Here is a 21,253-nt window from a genome sequence, read left to right as displayed (position 1 = left end):
CCCCGCAAGAGTGACCCTGGAAGTGATCCGGGTCACGTGGTTGCAACCTGACTGCAACCTCCTAGCTCCTAGGCTGAACGCAACGGTGGCGCCGGCACTGGCCGCCACTATCTTGCACAGCAAAGGAGCTAGCAATGACTGTTTACGCACAGCCCGGCACCGAGGGCTCGAAGGTCACCTTCAAGGACCGTTACGAGAACTGGATCGGCGGCGAGTGGGTCGCCCCGGTCAAGGGCCAGTACTTCGAGAACATCACCCCGGTCACCGGCAAGGTCTTCTGCGAGGTCGCCCGCGGCACCGCCGAGGACATTGAACTGGCGCTGGACGCCGCCCACAAGATTGCGCCCTCCTGGGGCAAAACCTCCGTCGCCGAGCGCGCCGCCATCCTGAACAAGATCGCGGACCGGATCGATGAGAACCTCGAGATGCTCGCCGTCGCCGAGTCCTGGGACAACGGCAAGCCGATCCGCGAGACCCTCAACGCGGACATCCCGCTCGCCGCCGACCACTTCCGCTACTTCGCCTCCGCCGTCCGCGCCCAGGAAGGCCGGCTGTCCCAGCTCGACGACGACACCACCGCGTACCACTACCACGAGCCGCTCGGCGTCGTCGGCCAGATCATCCCCTGGAACTTCCCGATCCTGATGGCCGTCTGGAAGCTCGCCCCGGCCCTCGCCGCCGGCAACGCCGTCGTCCTCAAGCCGGCCGAGCAGACCCCGTCCTCGATCCTGGTCCTGATGGAACTCATCGGCGACCTGCTCCCGGCCGGCGTCCTTAACGTCGTCAACGGCTTCGGCGTCGAGGCCGGCAAACCGCTGGCCTCCAGCCCCCGGATCCGCAAGATCGCGTTCACCGGCGAAACCTCCACCGGCCGCCTGATCAGCCAGTACGCCAGCCAGAACCTGATCCCGGTCACCTTGGAACTGGGCGGCAAGAGCCCCAACATCTTCTTCAACGACGTGGCCGACACCAACGACGCGTTCTACGACAAGGCACAGGAAGGTTTCACCCTCTTTGCCTTCAACCAGGGCGAAGTCTGCACCTGCCCCTCCCGCGCCCTGGTCCAGGAAGGCATCTACGATTCGTTCATGGCCGACGCCGTGGCCCGGGTCGAGAAGATCATCCAGGGCAACCCGCTGGACACCGAAACCCAGCTCGGCGCCCAGGCCTCCAACGATCAGCTGGAAAAGATCCTCTCCTACATCGACATCGGCAAGCAGGAGGGCGCCAAGATCCTCACCGGCGGCGCCCGGGCCGAGCTGCCCGGCGACCTGGCCGGCGGCTACTACGTCCAGCCGACCATCTTCGAAGGCCACAACAAGATGCGGATCTTCCAGGAGGAAATCTTCGGCCCGGTGGTGTCCGTGACCCGCTTCAGCGACTACAACGACGCCATGGGCATCGCGAACGACACCCTCTACGGCCTCGGCGCCGGCGTCTGGTCCCGTAACGGCAATGTCGCCTACCGCGCCGGCCGCGAGATCCAGGCCGGACGCGTGTGGGTGAACAACTACCACGCCTACCCGGCGGGCGCTGCATTCGGCGGCTACAAGTCCTCCGGCATCGGCCGCGAGAACCACTCGATGATGCTGGACCACTACCAGCAGACCAAGAACCTCCTGGTCAGCTACAACGAGAACAAGCTCGGCTTCTTCTAAGCCGCACCGATCCCGGGCGGGGTGGATCACTATGGATCCGCCCCGCCCGCACCACGTGTGCACCCACGCGAAAGGACGCCGTGCACACGCCCCCTAGCTGCACCCACGCTTGACGACGCAAGGATTTCGCTATGACGACGACAACGACGACGACGACAATGCAAGCCGCAGTAGTAACCGAATTCGGCAAGGACCTGCAGATCCAGACCGTTCCCGTGCCGGTGCCGGGCCGCGGCCAGGCGCTCGTGAAGGTGCTGACCACCGGCGTCTGCCACACCGACCTCCACGCCGCGGAAGGCGACTGGCCGGTCAAGCCGAGCCCGCCGTTCATCCCCGGCCACGAAGGCGTCGGCGAAGTGGTGGCCCTCGGTGAGGGCGTCACCGACCTGGCCGTCGGAGACCTGGTCGGCAATGCCTGGCTCTGGTCCGCCTGCGGCGATTGCCAGTACTGCCGCACCGGCTGGGAAACCCTGTGCGAGGCGCAGCAGAACGCCGGCTACAGCGTTGACGGCTCCTTCGGCGAGTACATGCTGGTGGACACGCGCTTCGCCGCCCGGATCCCGGCCGGCTCGGACCCCGTCGAGGTCGCCCCGGTGCTCTGCGCCGGAGTGACCGTCTACAAGGGACTCAAGATGACCGAGGCGCGCCCCGGCCAGTGGGTCACCATTTCGGGCATCGGCGGCCTCGGCCACATCGCCGTCCAGTACGCGGTTGCCATGGGACTGCGCGTTGCAGCGGTGGACATCGCCGATGACAAGCTCGCCCTGGCCAAGAAGCACGGTGCGGAACTGACCGTCAATGCCCTGCACGAAGATCCCGCCGAAGTCATTCAGCGCGAAACCGGAGGTTGCCATGGAGTCCTGGTCACGGCGGTGCACCCGTCAGCGTTCGGACAGGCTATCGGCATGGCCCGCCGCGGCGGAACGATTGTGTTCAACGGCCTGCCGCCGGGTGACTTTCCGGCACCCATCTTCGAGATTGTGCTCAAGGGCCTGACCGTCCGCGGCTCCATCGTGGGAACCCGGCAGGACCTGCAGGAGGCGCTGGAGTTCTACGCCGAGGGCAAGATCCACCCCACGGTCTCCACCCGCGAGCTCTCCGACGTGAACGCCGTCCTCGACGAGATGAAGCACGCCAAGATCGACGGCCGTGTGGTCATCAAGTACTGATCAGGAGAGGACTCTGATGCCACCACCGACAAAGCTCGACGCCGCCGTGACCCTTCCCGGGGAGGACTTCTCCCGGGTGGCGCTCACCCCCGTGGCGGTGGAGCTGCTGCGCAAGATGTGGGTCCAGCACGGGCCGCTGATGTTCCACCAGTCCGGCGGCTGCTGCGACGGGTCCTCGCCGATGTGCTATCCCGCAGGGGAGTTCATCACCGGGGACTCGGATGTGCAGCTGGGCCTGTTCGATATTTCCGACGGTCTGCAGCCGCAGACCATTGAGTTCTGGATGTCGAAAGAACAGTTCAACTACTGGAGCCACACCCACCTGACCGTGGATGTGGTGCCGGGCCGGGGGAGCGGCTTCTCGGTGGAGGCGCCCGAGGGCAAACGGTTCCTGATCCGGTCAACGCTGATGGACTGGCCGGTCTAAACCGGAGCGCACCACGCGCGGGCGGGCCGTGCAGGGAAACCTGCACGGCCCGCTTTTTGCGTCTCACCATGTGAGATAAAAATGGCCGTCCAGTGGATGGACACTACTATGGATAGGTCTGTTTCTAAACAAGCTACCGAGATTGTGGACTTTTCTATGAACCTCTTCCGGACCAAATCGATCGAGCAGTCCATGGCGGACGCCGATGAACCCGGACGCCAGCTCAAGCGCTCGCTGAGCTCCTGGGACCTGATGATCATGGGCGTCGCCGTTGCTGTCGGCGCCGGCATCTTCTCGGTGGGCGCCAAGGCTGCAGCAAACTTCGCCGGCCCTGCCGTCACCCTCTCCTTCGCCATTGCCGCCGTCACCTGTGCGCTGGCCATCATGTGCTACGCCGAGTTCGCCACCGCGATCCCCGTGGCCGGCTCCGCCTATGTCTTCACCTACGCCACGATGGGTGAGCTGCTGGCCTGGATCATCGGCTGGAACCTCATCCTCGAGCTGTTCACCGCCGGTGCGGTGATCGCCAAGTACTGGGGCATTTACCTCAGCAAGGTTTTCGCGCTCATGGGCGTCGACATCCCGCCGTCGATCTCCCTGGGCGGCGTGGACCTCTACTGGGGTGCCTTCCTGATCGTCGCCGTGTTCACCGTGCTGCTGGTGCTGGGGACAAAGCTGTCCGCCCGCGTCGGCAACATCTTCACGCTGATCAAGATCGGAGTCGTGCTCTTTGTGATTGTGGTGGGCTTCAGCTACGTGAAGTTCGAGAACTACGCCCCGTTCGTCCCGGCCTCCGAGCCGACCGGCGGCACCGCCGCCGCCGACGTCATGAAGCAGTCCTTCTTCGGCTTCCTCACCGGTGCCGCCCCGGCGCAGTACGGCACGCTGGGCATCTTCGCCGGCGCCGCCCTGGTCTTCTTCGCCTTCATCGGTTTCGACGTCGTCGCCACCTCCGCCGAGGAGGTCAAGAACCCGCAGAAGACGCTGCCCCGCGGCATCTTCGGCGGCCTCGCCGTTGTCACGGTGCTCTACATCCTGGTGTCCCTGGCGCTGACCGGCATGGTGTCCTACACCGAACTGGCCGAGGCCGAGAACCCCACCCTCACCACGGCGTTCGAGGCGGTGGGCAACACCGATGCCGCCAAGGTCATTGCCTTCGGCTCGCTCGTGGGCCTCACCACCGTGATCATGGTGCTGCTCATGGGCCTCTCCCGTGTGGTGCTGGCAATGAGCCGCGACGGCCTGCTGCCGCGCTCGCTGTCCAAGACCAGCACCATCCGTGCGACGCCGGTCCGGCTCCAGATCATCTGTGGCGCCGGCGTGGCGGTTGTCGCCGGACTCACCAACGTGGACCTGCTGGAGGAAATGATCAACATCGGCACGCTCTCCGCGTTCGTGACCGTCAGCATCGGCGTCCTGGTGCTGCGCAAGAAGCGCCCGGACCTCAAGCCCGCGTTCCGGGTGCCGTTCGGCAAGGTGCTCCCGATCGTCTCCGCCGTCCTGTGCCTGTACCTCATGACCAACCTGGCCGTGGAGACCTGGATTTTCTTCGCCGGCTGGCTCGTGATCGGCGTTGTCATCTACTTCTCCTACGGCCAGCGCCACTCCCGGCTGAACGAGAAGTTCGCCGAGGCCAGGGCGTCCGTGAACGGCCCCGCCGACAAGAGCGCCGCCGTCGCGGACGCCAAGGCCACGGCCAAGGCCACGGCCAAGGCCGGAGCCAGCGCCAACTAAGGAGTCTGTTCCCCTCCCGAAAAAACCGACGTCGCCGGAGCAGTGCGATTCGCCGGAACGTTCCGGCGAACGGGCAATGCTCCGGCGACTTCGGCGTTAACGGCCCGCTCCCTATGATGGAACCATGGCCCGCCCCGCACGACCGGAACGCAAAACAGAGCTGTTGGCCGCCATTCTGGACTACCTCATGGACAAGACCCTCGCGGAGCTCACGTTCCGGAGCCTGGCCGAGGGCCTGGGAGTCAGCAGCTATGTGCTCGTCTACCATTTTGGCCACCGCGAGCAGCTGGTGAACGAGATCATCCGCACCATCGAGTCCCGGCTGGACAGCATCCGGGCCACGGACGTGCGGGACATTGACCGGGACGCCTGGCGGGCGTTCCTGCTGGAGTCCTGGCGCTGGACCATGGCGCAGCGCAACCGGCACCTCGCCCGGCTGGAATTCGAGGCGACCGCGCAGGACATCGTGGCGGATCCGCCCCGCGGAACGGCGCAGGAACATTTCCGCATGCTGCACGAGAAAGCCCGGGACTGGCTGATCCTTCAGGGCATCCGCGAGGAGTTCGCCGACACCGACGCCCGGCTGTTCACCGCCGCCTTCTACGGGCTGCAGTTCGACTTCGTCGTGAACAACCAGCCCGAGGAAGCCAGCCAGGCCTTTGACCTGATGCTGCTGGTTTTCTTCAACAACCTGGACCGCCGGCTCGCTACCGACGGCCAGCACATCTGACGCCGTCGCCCTTCCGGCCGGCCGGAAGATGCCCTTTGACGCCCCGTCTCAGAGCTGTAACAATGCGCTGGACGTGGTTGACCCCACATCAGGTTTAGATCAGACTTAATTTGAACGTCTGTTCGAATAGCGAACATTTGGGGCTGGGGGCTTGTCACTCCCATGCCAATGGGCACATAGGAGTGAACATGAAACGTCGTTTTATTGCCGTCTTGGCAGCCGCATCCGTTCTGGGACTGTCGGCCTGCGGGAGTGGCTCGCCCAGTTCCACGGGAGGCGGCACTGCCACGGGCGGCGCCGGCGGAGATTCGGGCCTGACCAAGGTCAGCGTCGGCGTCATTCCGATCGTTGACTGCGCCCCCATCTACCTCGGTGACAAGCAGGGCTTCTTCAAGGACGAGGGACTCCAGCTGGACATCCAGACCGCAACGGGAGGCGCGGCGATCGTCCCCGGCATTGTCAGCGGCAGCTTCGACTTCGCCTTCTCCAACCTGATCTCGGTCATGGTCGCCAAGGACAAGGGCCTTGACCTGAAGTTTGTCGCCAATGGTGCCTCCACCACCGGTGAGATCGGCAAGGACATCGGCGGCGTCGTCGTGCCGGCCGGGTCGAGCATCCAGTCCGCGAAAGACCTCGCCGGCAAAACCGTCTCGGTGAACAACCTCTCCAACATCGGCGACACCACGATCAAGTCCGTCATCGAAAAGGACGGCGGGGACCCCAACAGCGTGAAGTTCGTTGAGGTGGCCTTCCCGGACGCCCCGGCGGCGCTGGCCAACAAGCAGGTGGAGGCGGCATGGATCCTCGAGCCCTTCCTGTCCAAGGCGGTGGCTGAAGGCGGCAAGGTGGTGTCCTGGAACTTCGTCGAGATGCACCCGGAGCTGGACATTGCCGGCTACTTCACCAAGGCAGAGACCATCCAGGGCAAGGCCGAGCTCACGCAGAAGTTCACCCGTGCCATGAACAAGTCGCTCGAATACGCGCAGCAGCACCCGGAGGAAGTCCGCGACATCGTGGGCACCTACACCAAGATCGACGAGGCCGCCCGGGCCGCGATCGTGCTGCCGCGGTACCGGGTTGAGTTCAACCAGGACGCGTTCAAGACCCTCGGCGACGCCGCCGCCAAGTACGGAACGCTGACCGAGGCTCCGAACGCAGGCGAACTTCTCCCGTGAGTTCCAAGACCCTGACCTCCGGTGCTGCCGCTCCCAGGATGGAGCGGCAGCACTGGCAGGTCCGCAGGGTGCCAACCAAGCAACTGCTCGGCCTCGCGGGGATCCTCGGATTCCTGCTCACCTGGGAGCTCATTCCCAGGCTCGGCATCATCGACCCAAAGTATTTCCCGCCCGCCAGCGAGGTCATTGCCGCGCTGGTGGTCGATTTTGGGCTCACGGCCTTCTGGGTTGCCGTGGGCGAGACCATGAAGGCCTGGTTCCTGGGCCTGCTGATGGCCGTGGCGGCCGCCGTGGTGCTCGGCTTCATCATCGGCTCCAGCAACTTCCTGCGCAAGGCCACCAACTCCACGATTGAATTCCTGCGCCCGATCCCGTCGGTCGCGCTGATCCCGCTGGCCGTGCTGATGTTCGGCGTGAAGATCGAGTCGTCGCTGCTGCTGATCGTGTACGCCGCGTTCTGGCAGGTCCTGATCCAGGTGCTCTACGGCGTGGCCGACGTCGACATGGTCGCCAACAACACGGCCAAGACCTACGGCCTGGGCAGGATGGCCCGGATCCGCTACGTCGTCTTCCCCACCGCCCTGCCCTACCTGATGACCGGCGTGCGCCTCGCCGCCGCGGTGGCGCTGGTCCTGGCCATCACCGCGGAACTCGTGATCGGATCCCCGGGGCTCGGCCGCGAAATCGCCCTGGCCCAGTCCGGCGGAGCGATCTCCGGCATGTACGCCCTGGTGCTCGCCACCGGACTGATCGGCGTGCTGATCAACATGCTGATGCGCTTCATCGAAAAGAAGACCCTGTCCTGGCACACGTCGGTCCGTTCCGAGGTGTTCGTATGAAGACCCTGAAGAATCTCGGCTACCTCCTGGGCCTGCCGGTGATCCTGATCCTGATCTGGTGGGCCGCCACCCTGGAGACGGACAACTTCTTCGTTCCCACTCCGGCCAGCCTGGTCGAAACCTTCTCCGAGGTCTGGTTCGGCGAGCGTATCTTCACGGATGTGCTGCCCAGCATCGGGCGGCTCGCGGCGGGCGTCCTCGTGGCGATCGTGATCGGCGTCGTCGGCGGGGTCCTGATCGGATCGGTCCGTTGGCTCCGGGCGCTGCTGGAACCGACGCTGGAGTTCTTCCGCGCCATCCCGCCTCCGGTCCTGGTGCCGGTCCTGATGCTGCTCATGGGCATCACCGACGCCATGAAGGTCGTCGTCATCATCTTCGGCTGCATCTGGCCCGTACTGCTGAACACGATCGAGGGGGTGCGCGCCGTCGACCCGGTACTCTCCGACTCCGCCCACACTTACGGCATCGACGGCTGGGCCCGCGTCCGGTACCTGGTGCTGCCGTCCGCCAGCCCGCAGATCATGGCCGGCGTGCGCCAGTCGATGTCCCTCGGGCTGATCCTGATGGTCATTTCCGAAATGTTCGCCTCGTCCTCGGGACTGGGCTTCACCATCGTCCAGTTCCAGCGTTCCTTCTCCATCCCGGAGATGTGGTCCGGCATTGTGGTGCTCGGGCTGCTGGGTGTGGGCATGTCATTCATCTTCCAGTGGGCCGAGCGGAACATCCTGCGCTGGTACCACGGCCAGAAAGAGGTAGAAAATGCAGCCTGACCCAACGCATGCGGCCCCGGAGGCGATGCTCTCCGTCCGCGGGCTGAAGAAGGTGTACCAAGCCGACGGCGGCGACGTGGAGGCCGTGCGGAACCTCACCTTCGATCTGCGCGCGGGGGAACTGGCCTGTCTGGTGGGGCCCTCCGGGTCCGGCAAGACCACGCTGCTCAAGTGCATCTCCGGGCTGATGGCCCCGACCGAGGGCGAAGTCCTCCTGGACGGCAAGCGGGTTTCCGGTCCACCGAAGAAGATGGCCGTGGTGTTCCAGGAATACGGACGCTCGCTCTTCCCCTGGATGCGGGTCCGGGACAACGTGGAACTGCCGCTGAAAAACCAGGGCGTCCCGAAGGCCGAACGCGACCGGCTCGTGGATGAAGCCCTCGAGGCCGTGGGCCTGTCCCACGTCCCGCGGTCCTACCCGTGGCAGCTCTCCGGCGGCATGCAGCAGCGCGTGGCGATCGCCCGCGCCATTGCGTACCAGCCCGAGGTCCTGCTGATGGATGAGCCGTTCGCGGCCGTGGACGCCCAGACCCGGGCGGACCTGGAGGACCTGATCCGCACCGTGTGGAAGAAGCTCGGGATCACTATCCTGTTCGTCACCCACGACATCGACGAATCCGTGTACCTCGGCGAGCGGGTCATCATCCTCTCGAGCTCCCCGACAGTGATCCAGGAAGACATCACCATTGACCTGCCCGAAGAACGCGACCAGCTGGAGACCCGGTCCCTGGCGCGCTTCACCGAACTGCGCCACCACGTGTACGAGCAGATCCAGCTCGCCAAAAAGGGCCACCGCCCGGCCGCGGCCGGAACACCAGCGGCAGGTTCGACGCCGGCAGCGGCCTCGGGCGCGGACGTCGCCTAACCGCTCACGGCAGTAGCGCCAGCGAACAAAACACCCCGCCACGGGGACCAGTTCAGGTCCGTGGCGGGGTGTTCGGTTAATGCCTGGCGCGGGACGATCAGACCTTGTTGGCGGCCTCGGCGTCGGACTCGACCTGGCCGGCACCCAGGTTGGCGCGCAGCTTGGCGCCGAACTCGGCGTCGACGTTGGTCCAGTACTGGATGGCGCGTTCCTTGATCCCGGCGCTCTTGACGCCGCTGACGGCACCGGTGACGGTCTCGAGCAGGCGGGCCTTGGCGCCGTCGTCGAACACTTCGCGGTACAGCGTGCCGGCCTGGCCGAAGTCGCCGTCCTCGGCATGCAGGGAGTGCGCGGAGTGCGTGAGCTCACCGTCGTTCTCCCAGCCGCCGGCCGGGTTCAGCGGCTCGACGGCAGCCGGGCCGCCGAAAGAGTTCGGTGCGTAGACCGGAACGGACGGGGCGTTGAAGAGGTACCGGCCCTGGCCGTCCTGGCTGTAGTTGTTGACCTGGTTCTTGGGCAGGTTGACCGGCAGCTGGGCGTGGTTGGTGCCCACGCGGTAGCGGTGCGCATCGGCGTAGGAGAAGATGCGGGCCTGCAGCATCTTGTCCGGCGACGCGGCGATGCCCGGCACGAAGTTCGACGGCGCGAAGGCGGCCTGCTCGATCTGCGCGAAGTAGTTCTCCGGGTTCCGGTTCAGCTCCATGGTGCCGACCTTGATCAGCGGGTAGTCCGCGTGCGGCCACACCTTGGTGAGGTCGAACGGGTTGAAGCGGTAGGTCTTGGCATCCTCGTACGGCATGACCTGGACGTGCAGGTCCCAGGAGGGGAAGTTGCCGGCGGCAATGTTCTCCTGCAGGTCGCGGATGTAGAAGTCGCCGTCGGCGCCGGCCAGGACCTCGGCTTCGTCGCCGCTCATGGAGTTGACGCCCTGGTTGGACTTGAAGTGGTACTTGACCCAGAAGCGCTCGCCCGCGGCGTTGATCCACTGGTAGGTGTGCGAGCCGTAGCCCTGCATTTCACGCCAGGACGCCGGGAGGCCGCGGTCGCCCATGAGCCAGGTGACCTGGTGCGCGGACTCGGGGGAGAGGGTCCAGAAGTCCCACTGCATGTCGGCGTCGCGCAGGTGGGTGCCCGGGAGGCGCTTCTGCGAGTGGATGAAGTCCGGGAACTTGATGCCGTCGCGGATGAAGAACACCGGGGTGTTGTTGCCGACGAGGTCGTAGTTGCCCTCGGTGGTGTAGAACTTCACGGCGAAACCGCGGGGATCGCGCCAGGTGTCGGGGGAGCCTGCCTCGCCGGCGACGGAGGAGAAGCGGATGAGCATCTCGGTCTCGGTGCCCGGCTGGAACAGTGCGGCCTTGGTGTACTTCGAGACGTCGTCCGTGGTCGTGAAGGTACCGAACGCGCCGCCGCCCTTGGCGTGCACCACACGCTCCGGCACACGCTCGCGGTTGAACTGCGCGAGCTTCTCGATCAGGTAATGATCGGTGAGGATGATCGCGCCGTCAGCACCGACGGATTTCGAGTGGGCATCGGACGTGACCGGGGCACCGGTCTGTGTTGTGGACACGGCGGGCGCAGAGATGTTCTGAGTCATCGTTCTCCTATTTCTTGGTTGTACTTATTTACGTTCGGAGGGAAGTTGTTGGGTCCGCTGGCAGTCCTGGCAGATGCCCTGGTACAGCACGTCGGCGATCTGGATGGTCATCGGCTGGGAATTCTCGTCCCAGCTCGGCGTCAGGCACGGCGCATGCCCGACGGCGCATTCGACGTCCTCCACCCGCCCGCAGCTGATGCAGACGGCGTGGTGGTGGTTGTCGCCCACCCGCGTCTCGTACAGGGCGGGGGAGTGCGGGGGCTCGAAGCGGCGCAGCATCTGCAGGTCGGTGAGGTCGCCGAGGACCACGTAGACGGACTGTGCGGTCAGCTCGGGGAGATCCTCGCGGGCGGCGGCGAGGATGTGCTCGGCGGGGGAGTGCGGGTGGTGTTCGACGGCGGTGAGCACGGCGAGTCGCTGCTTGGTCACCCGGCGGCCGTGGGCACGCAGGGCGGCAGCCCATGCCTCGTGGGTGCCCGTGGAATCCGTCATGCCCCCATTCAAGCACTTATTATGAGTCGATCATAATAAGGCACGCCTATGTCGCGTGTGACTGCGGCGGGTACGGGTGCGCCGGCCGGCCGCTCCGGCGCCACTAGAGTATCCGGGTGGGGAAATATCTGGCGGACATCACGCCCTTGCGCGAGAGTCCGGCGTTCCGCCGCCTGTGGCTGGGATCCGCCGTCGCAGCCCTGGGCAGCCAGCTGACCCTCGTTGCCGTGAGCCTGGAAGTCTACCGGCTCACCCAGGACAGCCTCTACGTGGGACTGCTGAGCATCTTTGCCCTCGTCCCGCTGGTGTTCGGCGGGCTGCTGGGCGGCTCGATCGCGGACGCCCATGACCGCCGCACGGTGGCGCTGCTGGCCTCCTCGGTGCTGTGGCTGACCACCGCCTGCCTGGCCCTGCAGGCCTGGCTGCAGCTGGGGAACATCTGGGTGCTGTACGCCCTGGTGGCGGTGCAGAGCGGCGCGCAGGCCATCAACCAGCCGGCCCGCAGTGCCATCATCCCGCTGCTGGTCCGCAAGGAGCTCTTGCCGGCCGCCAACGCGCTGAGCATGATCAGTTTCGGCCTCACCCTGACCGCCGGGCCGCTGCTGGCCGGGCTGCTGGTGGCCACGGTCGGCTTCGCCTGGACCTACACGATCGACGTCGCCACCTTCGCCTTCGCCTTGTGGGCGCTGCTGAAGCTGCCGGCCATGCCGCCGGGGGAACATGCGCGGCCCGCGGGGCTGCGCTCCGTCGTCGAGGGCTTCCGCTTCCTGGGCACCCGCCCCAACCTGCGGATGACCTTCATCATCGACCTCGTCGCCATGATCTTCGCCCAGCCCCGGGCGCTGCTGCCCGCCATCGGCGCCGTGATGATCGGCGGCGGCGAAACGACGGTGGGGATCCTGCTGGCCTCCACCGCGGTCGGCGCGTTCCTGGCCGGCCTCTTCTCCGGCCCGCTCGGGGCGGTGCGGCGGCAGGGAGCCGCCGTCGTCTGGTCCGTGATGGGCTGGGGCGCCTCGATTGCCGGCTTCGGCCTCGTCGTCGTCCTCGCCGGGGACTCCGGCGCCGGCGGCGTGACGTGGTGGCTGCTGCCCGCGGCCCTGTGCTGCGGGCTGGCCGGCATCGCCGACTCGGTCAGCGCCGTCTTCCGCACCACCATTCTGCAGGCCTCCACGCCGGACCACCTGCGCGGCCGGCTGCAGGGCGTCTTCATTGTGGTGGTGGCGGGCGGACCCCGGGTGGGGGACATGCTCGCCGGCGGTGGGACTAAAATTTTGAGTGAAGGCTGGGTCCTGCTTTTGGGCGGCCTGGTGTGCATCGCCGTGGCCTGGGCCGTGGCGCACAGGCAGTGCGGCTTCCTGAAGTATGACGCGCGGAACCCGGTGCCCTAGCGGGACGTTTTTCTTGTGCGGGTCGATATTGGGACGACTTCGGGAGGAATCGTGCATCAGCATCACAACGGACTGAAGACCGCGGCCCTTTTCGGTGTGTTGTGGGCCGTGCTGCTGGGACTTGGCGCGCTGATGGCCTCCAGCATGGGCAGTGCCGCGCCGATCTGGATCATGGCGCTGGTGGGCGTCGCCACGACGGCCTACGGCTACTGGAACAGTGACAAACTCGCGATCCGGGCCATGCAGGCGTACCCCGTGACGGAGGCCCAGGCGCCCCAGCTCTACCAGATTGTCCGGGAGCTCTCCGTCACGGCGCAGCAGCCGATGCCGCGGATCTACCTCTCGCCGACGATGGCACCGAACGCGTTCGCCACCGGACGGAACCCGCAAAACGCCGCGGTGTGCTGCACCGAAGGCATTCTCCGGATGCTCGACGCCCGGGAACTCCGCGGCGTGCTGGGCCACGAGCTGATGCACGTCTACAACCGGGACATCCTGACCTCCTCGGTGGCCGCCGCCGTCGCCGGCGTGATCACCTCGGTGGCGCAGATGTTCCTGATTTTCGGCGGCGGCGGGGACCGGCGCAACGCCAATCCGATCGCCGCGATCGCAATGGCGCTGCTGGCCCCGTTTGCTGCCTCGCTGATCCAGATGGCCATCTCCCGGACCCGGGAGTTCGACGCCGACGAGGACGGTTCCAAGCTCACGGGAGACCCGCTGGCGCTCGCCTCGGCCCTGCGCAAGATTGAACAGGGCGTGCAGCTCGCGCCGCTGCCGCAGGACCAGCGCCTGGTCAACGCCTCACACCTGATGATCGCGAACCCGTTCCGCGGCGGGGGCGTCGCGAAAATGTTCTCCACGCACCCGCCGATGGGCGAGCGGATCGGCCGGCTGGAGCGGATGGCGGGCCGGCCGCTCGGCTAGCCTCCTGGTGGGACCGGGTGCATCCGTCCGGGGGCACTTTGAGCCCAGCTTTCGACGGCGGGGCCCCAGCCGGCGGCGTGTCCGCGCCAATGTGCCCCCGGAGCGCGGCCGGCAGGGCGAGCGGGATGCTGTGCCGGAGCGCTGCCGGCCTGGCGAGAGGGATGCCGTGCCGGAGCGCTGCCGGTACTAGTGGCGAGGGGTGCCTGGTGCCGGGCCGGCCGCTTTGTTGTGTGCGGGCCTGTCCCCGCGGACCGGGTTGCATCCGTCCGGGGGCACCATGAGCCCAGATTTCGACGGCGGGGCCTCAGTCGACGGCGTGTCCGCGCCAATGTGCCCCCGGAGCGCGGTCCGGTCGCCGTGGATGCCCTGGATCTGGGGTTCCTGGGGGTCCGCGGGATGGGAGATGACCGGGTGCGGCGTCGTGGGTGACGCGGACACCCGGCTGCATCCGCGACGAGCAAGTGGTTCCGCGACGCGCAAGTGGTTCCGTGACACGCGAAAGGGCTGGCGACATCGGTATACCGGCGCGCCAGCCCTTTCGCGAAGCGTCAGGAAATTACTACCGCGTGAGAAACCTGCGCAGCGTGAGGAGGCTACCGCGCCGTGAGGAAACCTACACCGCGTGAGGAGGCCTGCGCCGCGGAGAGGCTGCTAGCTGCGGAAGTTCACGAACTGCAGGTCGGCCTCGTCGAAGCCCTTCAGCAGGTTCATGGTCTCCTGCAGGTCGTCGCGGGACTTGGAAGTCACACGGAGCTCGTCGCCCTGGATCTGGGACTTGACGGACTTGGGGGCCTCGTCGCGGATGAGCTTGTTGATCTTCTTCGCGAGGTCCTGGGCGATGCCCTCCTTGATGGTGGTCTCGAGCCGGTACTCCTTGCCGGAAGCGTAGGGCTCGCCAGTTTCGAGGGACTTCAGGGAAATGCCGCGGCGGATGAGCTTGGACTGCAGCACGTCCAGGACCGCGAGGACACGCTCTTCGGAGTTGGCCTTCATGAGGATCTTCTCGCCGCTGAAATCGACCTCGGCGCCGACGCCCTTGAAGTCGTAGCGCTGGACCAGTTCCTTCTGCGCCTGGTGCAGCGCGTTGGCGACTTCCTGCTTGTCGACCTTGCTGACGACGTCGAATGTGGATTCGCCTGCCATGACTGTCCTCCTGGGGGTTGGGGGGGTGCCCGGTGAGGGGCCGTTGTGTCTGCAATCCAGCCTAGTACGGATGCCCCTGATGTGAAGTCCGGCGGTCCGATGTCGCCTTCACAGACCCCTTCACAGTCCGCTCAAAGCTGAGTCAGGGCGGGAACGAAGTTTCGGGTGGGAGAGTTGCAGGAGTTGGAAGAGTCGCTCGAAAGGTACAGATCATGCAGAACAACGCCGTCCGGTACGTCGTCCGCTCCACGGCAGCCGCCGCCGGCGGTATTGCCACCGCCGCGACCTCGGTGGCAGCCGCGACGCTGGCTGCCTCGATCATTTTCAGCCCGGCCGCGGATGCCTCGTCGCGGCTGGACGGCGTCCACGCTGATCTGGCCCGCGCGGTCCAGCTGAACCAGATCACGGAGGAGCAGGCGGCGAGGTTTGAGTCCAAACTCGCCGGCCGCATCCTGGGAGATGCCTGATTTTCCGGGCTTTTTCGGGCCTCAGAGCGCCGATTCGATTCTTCGGCAGAAGTTCTGTAAAGTTGTCTTGCCCGCGGTTACTGGAAGCGGAACGGACTGGAAACAGGCGTTCTGACGATGGAAGCCGCGAGTGATCTTCTTTTGAAGTTCGGCAGATTACCCGAGCGGCCAAAGGGGGCTGACTGTAAATCAGCTGGCAACGCCTACGGGGGTTCGAATCCCTCATCTGCCACCCTTGGAAAAGCCTCCGGAACCAACAGGTTCCGGAGGCTTTTTCTTTGCCCGCACCCGCGGCCCGCGCCCGCGCCCGGGACCGCGCCCGGGGCCCGGGGCGCGGCATCCGGCTACCGGGGGCGCGCGGCCAGGGCAGCCGCCAGCGCCGTGCTGGAACTGGTGCTGCTGTTGATCCGCCAGTCGGTTTCCTTATTGAAGTTGAACCAGACCACGGCAGTGACGTCGGCCTGTGCCGCCAGGTAGCTGATCAGCGCCGTGTTCCAGCCCGCCTTGGATCCGCCTTGTTCCGCGGACGATGTTTCCGCGATGAGCACCTGTTTGCCGGGCGCGAGCCGTCTCAGTTCGGCGAGTCCCGGGCCGAAGAGCTCCGCCGGGGCGATCCAGCTGCTCCAGGCCGCCGAGGTGCCCCAGTTGTAGCCGTCGAGCGCGACCGCATCCACGTACCCGGGTCCGGGGTAGAGGCCATCGAGCGGTGTGGAGCCCCAGTAGGGGACGTTGGGGTTCCAGACCCAGGTGATGTTGGTGGCGCCGGTGCCGGTGACGACGTCGTGGACGTGCCGCCACGCCGCGGCATAATCACCGGGTCCGTTGCCGTTGATGCCCTCGGCCCACGGGTACCAGTCGCCGTTCATCTCGTGCCCGAAGCGCAGCATCACCGGATGCCCCCAGGACGCCAGGGCCGCGCCCCACTGCCGCAGGTAGGGGTCGAAGTCTCCGGCGGTTACGCGGTCGAGGGCATAGGCAGGCTGCTCGGTTCCGCCGCCCCAGGCCCAGGGCTCCCACGTCAGCAGGGTCGTGGCGCCGCGGCTGCGGGCGGCGTCCAGCTCGGGAACGGGCGGGGCCTGGCTAAAGTCCTTGTAGGACAGAATGACGGACGGCACCTCGCCGGCGAGGGACGCGGCCTGGTCCAGTTCCGCCGAGGCCAGCGGTCCGCCAGGGGTGCCGACGCCGAAGCGCAGCGGCGAGCTGCTGATGGCCGTCGGCGGCGCAGGATCGGTCGCCGGGGCGACGACCGTGAAGGCCGCCGACGACCTGACGGTCCCGGCGGTGGCCTGGACGTCGAGGACCGGTTGTGTCGTCTGCGGGATGACGACGGCGGCCGTGAAGTATCCGGAGGCGCTCACCTTGAAGGCGGCGGAGCTGGTGCCGGCGGTGAGGGTTCCGGAGCCCTTCTTGGGGAACCCGGTGCCGGTGACGGTGACCGTGGTTCCCGCCGGGCCCTGGGCCGGACTGAGGCTGATGTTTGCGGTGGCGGCCTGCGCGGGGACGGCGGCCAGCGACAGGCTCAGGACCACCAGGGCGAGGACGCAGGCCAGGCTTCTTATCGGCTTCAAAGGAACTCCTCAGCCGGACGCCGGGTGCGGCGGGGCATGGTGACGGTACCCGGCCCCCACCGGAAGCCGTAACTTCCAGTGTCCGTTACGGCCGGCCCGCTAAGGGGACTAAAAACGCAGGACATCCCGAGGATTGTCCAAGCATTCCGCTCAGTCGTTCAGCGGGGACTTGGACAGGATCCAGGTGTTGGTCCCGTCCTGGCGCTTGAACGTCACGGTGGTGACGAGGGCGCGGATGAGGGCGAGGCCGCGCCCGGATTCCGCCTCGCCGCCGGGCATGGCGGGGTCGGTTTCGATGGGGTCAGGGGACGCTGCGCCGAAGGCGCTGACCCGGGCCTCCAGCCTGAGGGGCGTGACGCTGATGTCGACCCCGAGTTCCACCGGTGTCGTGGATTCGGGAACCGCATGCTGCACCACGTTGCTGGCAGCTTCGATGACGGCCGTGGCGAAGGTCATGCGGTCCATGTCCGGGACGAAGGACGCGTCCTCCCACAGGCCGTCCAGTTCCGTGTGCACGGCCTCGATGGCTTCCGGCAGTGCCGCCTGGCGCAGCGTCCGCCGGGCGAGGACGTCAGTCATCGCCGAAAGCTTCGGCCGCGGAGGGGTAGGACGTGAGGACTTTATCCATGCTGGTCAGGCCCAGGACCATCTGGACCTGGGGCTGGACGGCAGCGATCCGAAGGTCGCCGCCGGCCTGCCGTGCGGCCTTGAGGCATCCGATGAGGGCTCCGAGGCCGGAGGAATCCATGAAGGCCGTCTCTTGCAGGTTGATTACGATCCGGGAGGTGCCCGCCGCGACAACTTCCGCCACCAGTTCCCGCAGTTTCGGCGCTGACACCATGTTGAGCCGGCCGGCGGCCGTTATCTCGGCGTAGCTGTCTTTCACTTCATAGCTCAGGTCCACGGATGGCCCTTTCTTTGGATGACTCGGTGCTGCTGTCGGTCTCATCGTCGGAATCGGCGGCCGGATACCCGCGGTAGAGGACGGCCCGGACCAGGATGCTCATGACGACAAGGTCAAACACCACCCAGAGTACGTTGACGAGGGTGCCGATCGGTTCGGACATTCCGGCGGCCAGCCGGCCAATCCCAACAACCGCCGCGATGACCAGCAGGACGGACACGGCAAGCTGCGGCCGGATCAGGCTCCACCGCGGTCCTCCGGACTGCCGGTCCTTGGGGGTGACGGCGAAGCCCAGGGGCCGTCCCAGCCAGACGTTCCGGGCCGCCGTCGTGCAGGCCTTGATCCAGGTCGGGAACAAAGCGAGGCTGTACTGCTGCCCGCGCCAGGTGGGGATGCCCCTCCCGGCGACGGCAAACAGGAGCTGGTTCACCACCATGAACGGGATGAACCTCAGGAAGAAGTCCGCACTGAGGCTGGTGACGGGCAGGATGCCGAAGAGCAGGTAGACGATCGGGGCGGTGAAGTAGACGACGGCAGCGAAGCCGCTGAGGTAGGTCCACATGGTCGCGAAGTACATCAGCCGCTGGCCGAACTTGAGCCCCCGCTGGCCCAGCGGGTTTTCCCGCAGGAAGACCTGCATGGTGCCCTGGGCCCAGCGAAGCCGCTGGGTCAGCATGGTGCCGATGTCCTCGGGTGCCAGCCCGTAAGCCAGGACCTCGTGGTGGTACACGCTCTGCCAGCCCATGGCGTGGAGCCGCATGGCCGTGGCCATGTCCTCTGTCACGGAGATGGTGGCCAGCGGCATGACCGGCTGCGCCTCGTCGGTGCGTTCCACCGACAACGCGTCCAGCACCGCCTGGACGGACTCGATCGCCCCGAGCGGCGACCAGTCACGGGCCGCCATCCGCTGCACCGCGTCGTCGGTCACCACCGGCACGCCCGCGTCGCCGACCTCCACCGGGGACATCGCTGCGATCTCCTCCAGATCGGCCTGCAGGGCGGACACGTCCGCCAGCACCAGCGACTGGACGGCCTGGTCCACCCGCCGCCGCGCCCGGTAGGTGATCTCGCTGAGAGACTCGCCGGCGTCGAGCCGGCGGCGGGCCTCCTGGGTGGCTGCTTGGACCTCGTCGAGGGTCTGCTGCAGAAGGGGAGATTCGCTGGAAGCCGCCTTGCGGGCCTTGCGGATCGCCGCCTGGGAGGCGCTGAGGGCGCGCCGGATGCTCTTTTCAGTTTCCTTCACGTAGCCAACCAGCCCCAGCTGCATCAGGGCCTCGCGCCGGAGGACGGCGTTGGAGCCGCAGAAGAAGGCGGCGTTCCAGCCGTCCTTGCCCTGCTGGATCGGGCCGTAGAACAACGGCGCCTGGCTGCCCAGAGGATCGTCCGCCGGGACGTTGCTGAAGTACTGGGGCGTCTGGACGAGGGCAACCCGGCGGTTGTTGAAGTAGCCCAGCGTGTTGTCCAGGATGCCCGGTTCGGGGATCTGGTCCGCGTCCAGGATGAGCAGGAACTCGCCTGAGGTCATCATCAGCGCGTTGTTCAGGTTCCCGGCCTTGGCGTGCCGGGGCATCCCGCTCCACGCCGCACTCCGCGTGACGTATCCCAGTTCGTGCGCGGCAGCCAGCTCCCGGAGTTCCGGCCGGTCACCATCATCGAGGATCCACGTGCTGTGCGGATGCCGGATCTTCTTGGCGGCCAGCGCCGTCGTCATCACCAGGTCCAGCGGCTCGTTGTACGTCGTAATGAAAACGTCGACCGTGGCGTCCGCCGGCGCCGGTGACGGCGGTGTGCGGGTCTTGAGCCGCCAGACCGTCATCCCGAAGAGCATCACATCGATCAGGCTGTAGGTCTCGGCGATGACGAGCGGAACGGCAATCCACCAGGCGTCCCAGTTCAGCGACGCCAGCCAGCGCCAGGCAATGTAGTTGACGCCGGTCAGCACCGTCAGGACGACGACAAGCCGGACCCAGAAGGGTCTCACCGGGTCCCTCCGGCGCGAGGGGTCAGGCCGGACGGGCCATCCCGGCGGACGGCCAGGATGGTGACGTCATCGGGGTTGGCGGTGCCCTGTGCCCGCCGGCGCACGGCATCGACGAGTTCTTCCGCGGACCCCGCGCCGACGGCGACTCTTCCGATCTCGTCAACCGCGGCGAGTGTTCCGTCGTAAAGGTCCAGGACGCCGTCGCTGAAGCTGACAATCATGTCACCGGGGCCCAGCCGCGTTTCCAAGGATTCCCAGCGGGTGTCGGGGAGCAGTCCGACCGGGAAGTTGTCCGAGGCGAGCCTCTCCCAGGTGCCCGCGGCCCGGACCACCAGGGTCAGGCCGTGGCCGGCGTCCGAGAACAGGATCCGCCCGTCGGAGGCCCGGAGCCGGGCGTGGAAGAGCGTCGCGAAGGTGCCGGCCTGGCTCAGGTCGGTGGCGAGGCAGTCCTGCGTGAGGGTCAGGGCGGTCGCGGGGTCGCCGCTGTTTCGGGCACTGCGGATGACGGCCCGCGTGGTGGCGGCGATCATGCCGGCGCCGGCTCCCTTGCCCATGACGTCGCCGAGCGTGAACCCGAGCCCCTCCTCGATGAGGTACCAGTCAAAGAAGTCCCCTCCCACGGCGGTGGAGGGGATGCAGGCGCCGGCGGTCTGGTAGCCGGGGAGGGGAGCGGCGTTCTTCGGCAGCAGGAAGCGCTGGATCTGGGCGGCCCGGCTGAGTTCGGCGGTGGCCGCGGCCGCCTGCTCGCGCGCGGTGTGGAGGCGGCGTCGTGCCCGCCGCGCCAACTCGTTGACCACCAGGGCTCCCAGGACGAAGATCATCGTGCTGTACAGCCCGCGCAAGAGCTCGTTGGGGTTCGCGTCGATGCTCGACCCGAGAGCGAACGGGACCAGGATGGCAACCGTCGCGCCCACAGCCGCGTAGGCCACGTGGCGGCGGCCCTGCATGGCGGCGAACCAGAGGACCGGCAGCAGCACAATCGAGGCATAAATGGAGTGGCTTTCCCCCGTACCGTGCCGCAGGGCTCCGGCCGCCAGGAAATCCAGGCAAGGCACGATGATGGCAAAGCGTGCCAGCTCCGGTTTCGTCGCCAGTGCGGCCAACCCGGTGGCCGCCGCCGTCAGCACCGCCCCGGCTGCCAGTGCCGTCCAGTCGCTCACCGTCAGGGTCGCGATCGCACTGCTCATGGCCGCGGCGACGATAAAGAACAGCGCGAACGGCAGCTGTTTGCGCAGCGGTGACAGCTCGTCCACGCCCGTCCAGGTGAACGGCAGCTGTTGCCGCAGCCAAGGTTGCTCGTCCACACCCGTCAAGACGGCTTCCCGTGTTGCCGTTGCCGCCACTGACTCCCCTATACCTAAACTTCCCCAGCTCTTGTCCCCATGAATCCTACCGACGCTTTTAGGGTGCGCACTCCGGCAG

General features: G+C 66.8%; 20 protein-coding genes and 1 tRNA gene. 13 read left to right on the top strand and 8 right to left on the bottom strand.

Translation table 11 applies throughout. From position 1 onward, the window contains the following. Positions 1–134: 134 nt before the first annotated feature. The 9 genes from exaC (at position 135) to ACZYZ5_RS02965 (ending at position 9,367) form a co-directional block, all read left to right on the top strand. Positions 135–1,658, top strand: a complete 1,524-nt coding sequence (gene exaC, locus ACZYZ5_RS03005) for an acetaldehyde dehydrogenase ExaC (RefSeq protein WP_463899029.1) — start codon at positions 135–137, stop codon at positions 1,656–1,658. Between the two features lie 158 nt (positions 1,659–1,816). Beyond that, complete coding sequence (gene adhP / locus ACZYZ5_RS03000; protein ID WP_463899229.1) at positions 1,817–2,827, top strand: alcohol dehydrogenase AdhP; 1,011 nt, start codon at positions 1,817–1,819, stop codon at positions 2,825–2,827. Between the two features lie 16 nt (positions 2,828–2,843). Next, complete coding sequence (locus ACZYZ5_RS02995; protein WP_463899027.1) at positions 2,844–3,254, top strand: DUF779 domain-containing protein; 411 nt, start codon at positions 2,844–2,846, stop codon at positions 3,252–3,254. Positions 3,255–3,410: 156 nt separating this feature from the next. Continuing rightward, positions 3,411–4,988 carry an APC family permease gene (locus ACZYZ5_RS02990; RefSeq protein ID WP_463899025.1) on the top strand — a complete coding sequence of 526 codons (1,578 nt, stop codon included), beginning with the start codon at positions 3,411–3,413 and terminating at the stop codon, positions 4,986–4,988. A 124-nt stretch (positions 4,989–5,112) separates the two neighbouring features. Next, a complete protein-coding gene (locus ACZYZ5_RS02985; RefSeq protein ID WP_463899023.1) occupies positions 5,113–5,718 on the top strand; it encodes a TetR/AcrR family transcriptional regulator in 606 nt (201 codons plus the stop codon). Between the two features lie 188 nt (positions 5,719–5,906). After that, the gene (locus ACZYZ5_RS02980; RefSeq protein ID WP_463899021.1) at positions 5,907–6,893 is read left to right on the top strand and encodes an ABC transporter substrate-binding protein; all 987 of its coding nucleotides are present in this window, start codon (positions 5,907–5,909) and stop codon (positions 6,891–6,893) included. Beyond that, positions 6,890–7,732, top strand: a complete 843-nt coding sequence (locus ACZYZ5_RS02975; protein ID WP_463899019.1) for an ABC transporter permease — start codon at positions 6,890–6,892, stop codon at positions 7,730–7,732. The genes ACZYZ5_RS02980 and ACZYZ5_RS02975 overlap by 4 nt, the downstream gene beginning before the upstream one ends. Next, a complete protein-coding gene (locus tag ACZYZ5_RS02970) occupies positions 7,729–8,502 on the top strand; it encodes an ABC transporter permease (protein ID WP_463899017.1) in 774 nt (257 codons plus the stop codon). The genes ACZYZ5_RS02975 and ACZYZ5_RS02970 overlap by 4 nt, the downstream gene beginning before the upstream one ends. Continuing rightward, the gene (locus ACZYZ5_RS02965) at positions 8,492–9,367 is read left to right on the top strand and encodes an ABC transporter ATP-binding protein (protein WP_463899015.1); all 876 of its coding nucleotides are present in this window, start codon (positions 8,492–8,494) and stop codon (positions 9,365–9,367) included. The genes ACZYZ5_RS02970 and ACZYZ5_RS02965 overlap by 11 nt, the downstream gene beginning before the upstream one ends. Positions 9,368–9,464: 97 nt before the next feature. Here ACZYZ5_RS02965 and ACZYZ5_RS02960 read toward each other — a convergent pair whose 3' ends face one another. Both ACZYZ5_RS02960 and ACZYZ5_RS02955 read right to left on the bottom strand, forming a co-directional pair. Further along, positions 9,465–10,964, bottom strand: a complete 1,500-nt coding sequence (locus tag ACZYZ5_RS02960; RefSeq protein WP_463899013.1) for a catalase — start codon at positions 10,962–10,964, stop codon at positions 9,465–9,467. A gap of 24 nt (positions 10,965–10,988) precedes the next feature. Further along, positions 10,989–11,456, bottom strand: a complete 468-nt coding sequence (locus tag ACZYZ5_RS02955) for a Fur family transcriptional regulator (RefSeq protein ID WP_463899012.1) — start codon at positions 11,454–11,456, stop codon at positions 10,989–10,991. A gap of 116 nt (positions 11,457–11,572) precedes the next feature. On the opposite strand from ACZYZ5_RS02955, the gene ACZYZ5_RS02950 reads away from it, so the two are divergent. Then, positions 11,573–12,844, top strand: a complete 1,272-nt coding sequence (locus ACZYZ5_RS02950; RefSeq protein WP_463899010.1) for an MFS transporter — start codon at positions 11,573–11,575, stop codon at positions 12,842–12,844. Between the two features lie 51 nt (positions 12,845–12,895). Further along, positions 12,896–13,768, top strand: a complete 873-nt coding sequence (htpX, locus tag ACZYZ5_RS02945) for a zinc metalloprotease HtpX (RefSeq protein ID WP_463899008.1) — start codon at positions 12,896–12,898, stop codon at positions 13,766–13,768. 651 nt (positions 13,769–14,419) lie between these two features. On the opposite strand, the gene ACZYZ5_RS02940 is transcribed toward htpX, so the two are convergent. Beyond that, positions 14,420–14,911 carry a YajQ family cyclic di-GMP-binding protein gene (locus ACZYZ5_RS02940; RefSeq protein WP_463899007.1) on the bottom strand — a complete coding sequence of 164 codons (492 nt, stop codon included), beginning with the start codon at positions 14,909–14,911 and terminating at the stop codon, positions 14,420–14,422. Between the two features lie 212 nt (positions 14,912–15,123). On the opposite strand from ACZYZ5_RS02940, the gene ACZYZ5_RS02935 reads away from it, so the two are divergent. After that, positions 15,124–15,378: a hypothetical protein gene (locus ACZYZ5_RS02935; RefSeq protein WP_463899005.1), complete on the top strand. Its 255-nt coding sequence runs from the start codon at positions 15,124–15,126 to the stop codon at positions 15,376–15,378. Positions 15,379–15,528: 150 nt separating this feature from the next. Continuing rightward, positions 15,529–15,610 (top strand) — tRNA-Tyr (locus ACZYZ5_RS02930). Positions 15,611–15,722: 112 nt separating this feature from the next. On the opposite strand, the gene ACZYZ5_RS02925 is transcribed toward ACZYZ5_RS02930, so the two are convergent. The 5 genes from ACZYZ5_RS02925 to ACZYZ5_RS02905 form a co-directional block, all read right to left on the bottom strand. Next, the gene (locus ACZYZ5_RS02925; protein WP_463899003.1) at positions 15,723–16,946 is read right to left on the bottom strand and encodes a glycoside hydrolase family 26 protein; all 1,224 of its coding nucleotides are present in this window, start codon (positions 16,944–16,946) and stop codon (positions 15,723–15,725) included. Between the two features lie 150 nt (positions 16,947–17,096). Continuing rightward, the gene (locus ACZYZ5_RS02920) at positions 17,097–17,525 is read right to left on the bottom strand and encodes an ATP-binding protein (RefSeq protein ID WP_463899001.1); all 429 of its coding nucleotides are present in this window, start codon (positions 17,523–17,525) and stop codon (positions 17,097–17,099) included. Then, positions 17,518–17,850 (bottom strand): STAS domain-containing protein, encoded by a 333-nt coding sequence (locus ACZYZ5_RS02915; RefSeq protein ID WP_307460785.1) that lies wholly within the window; start codon positions 17,848–17,850, stop codon positions 17,518–17,520. The genes ACZYZ5_RS02920 and ACZYZ5_RS02915 overlap by 8 nt, the downstream gene beginning before the upstream one ends. Next, entirely contained in the window at positions 17,834–19,831 is a 1,998-nt protein-coding gene (locus ACZYZ5_RS02910) for a glycosyltransferase family 2 protein (RefSeq protein ID WP_463898998.1), read from the bottom strand. Before ACZYZ5_RS02910 ends, ACZYZ5_RS02915 begins: the two co-directional genes overlap by 17 nt. Next, on the bottom strand, positions 19,828–21,174 hold the full coding sequence (locus ACZYZ5_RS02905; protein WP_463898996.1) for a PP2C family protein-serine/threonine phosphatase: 1,347 nt from the start codon (positions 21,172–21,174) through the stop codon (positions 19,828–19,830). The genes ACZYZ5_RS02910 and ACZYZ5_RS02905 overlap by 4 nt, the downstream gene beginning before the upstream one ends. Positions 21,175–21,253: the final 79 nt, after the last annotated feature.

The organism is Pseudarthrobacter ribosi, assembly GCF_055412865.1.
The sequence above is the reverse complement of the archived record's forward strand: the minus strand, read 5'-3'. Positions and strand labels throughout refer to the sequence as shown.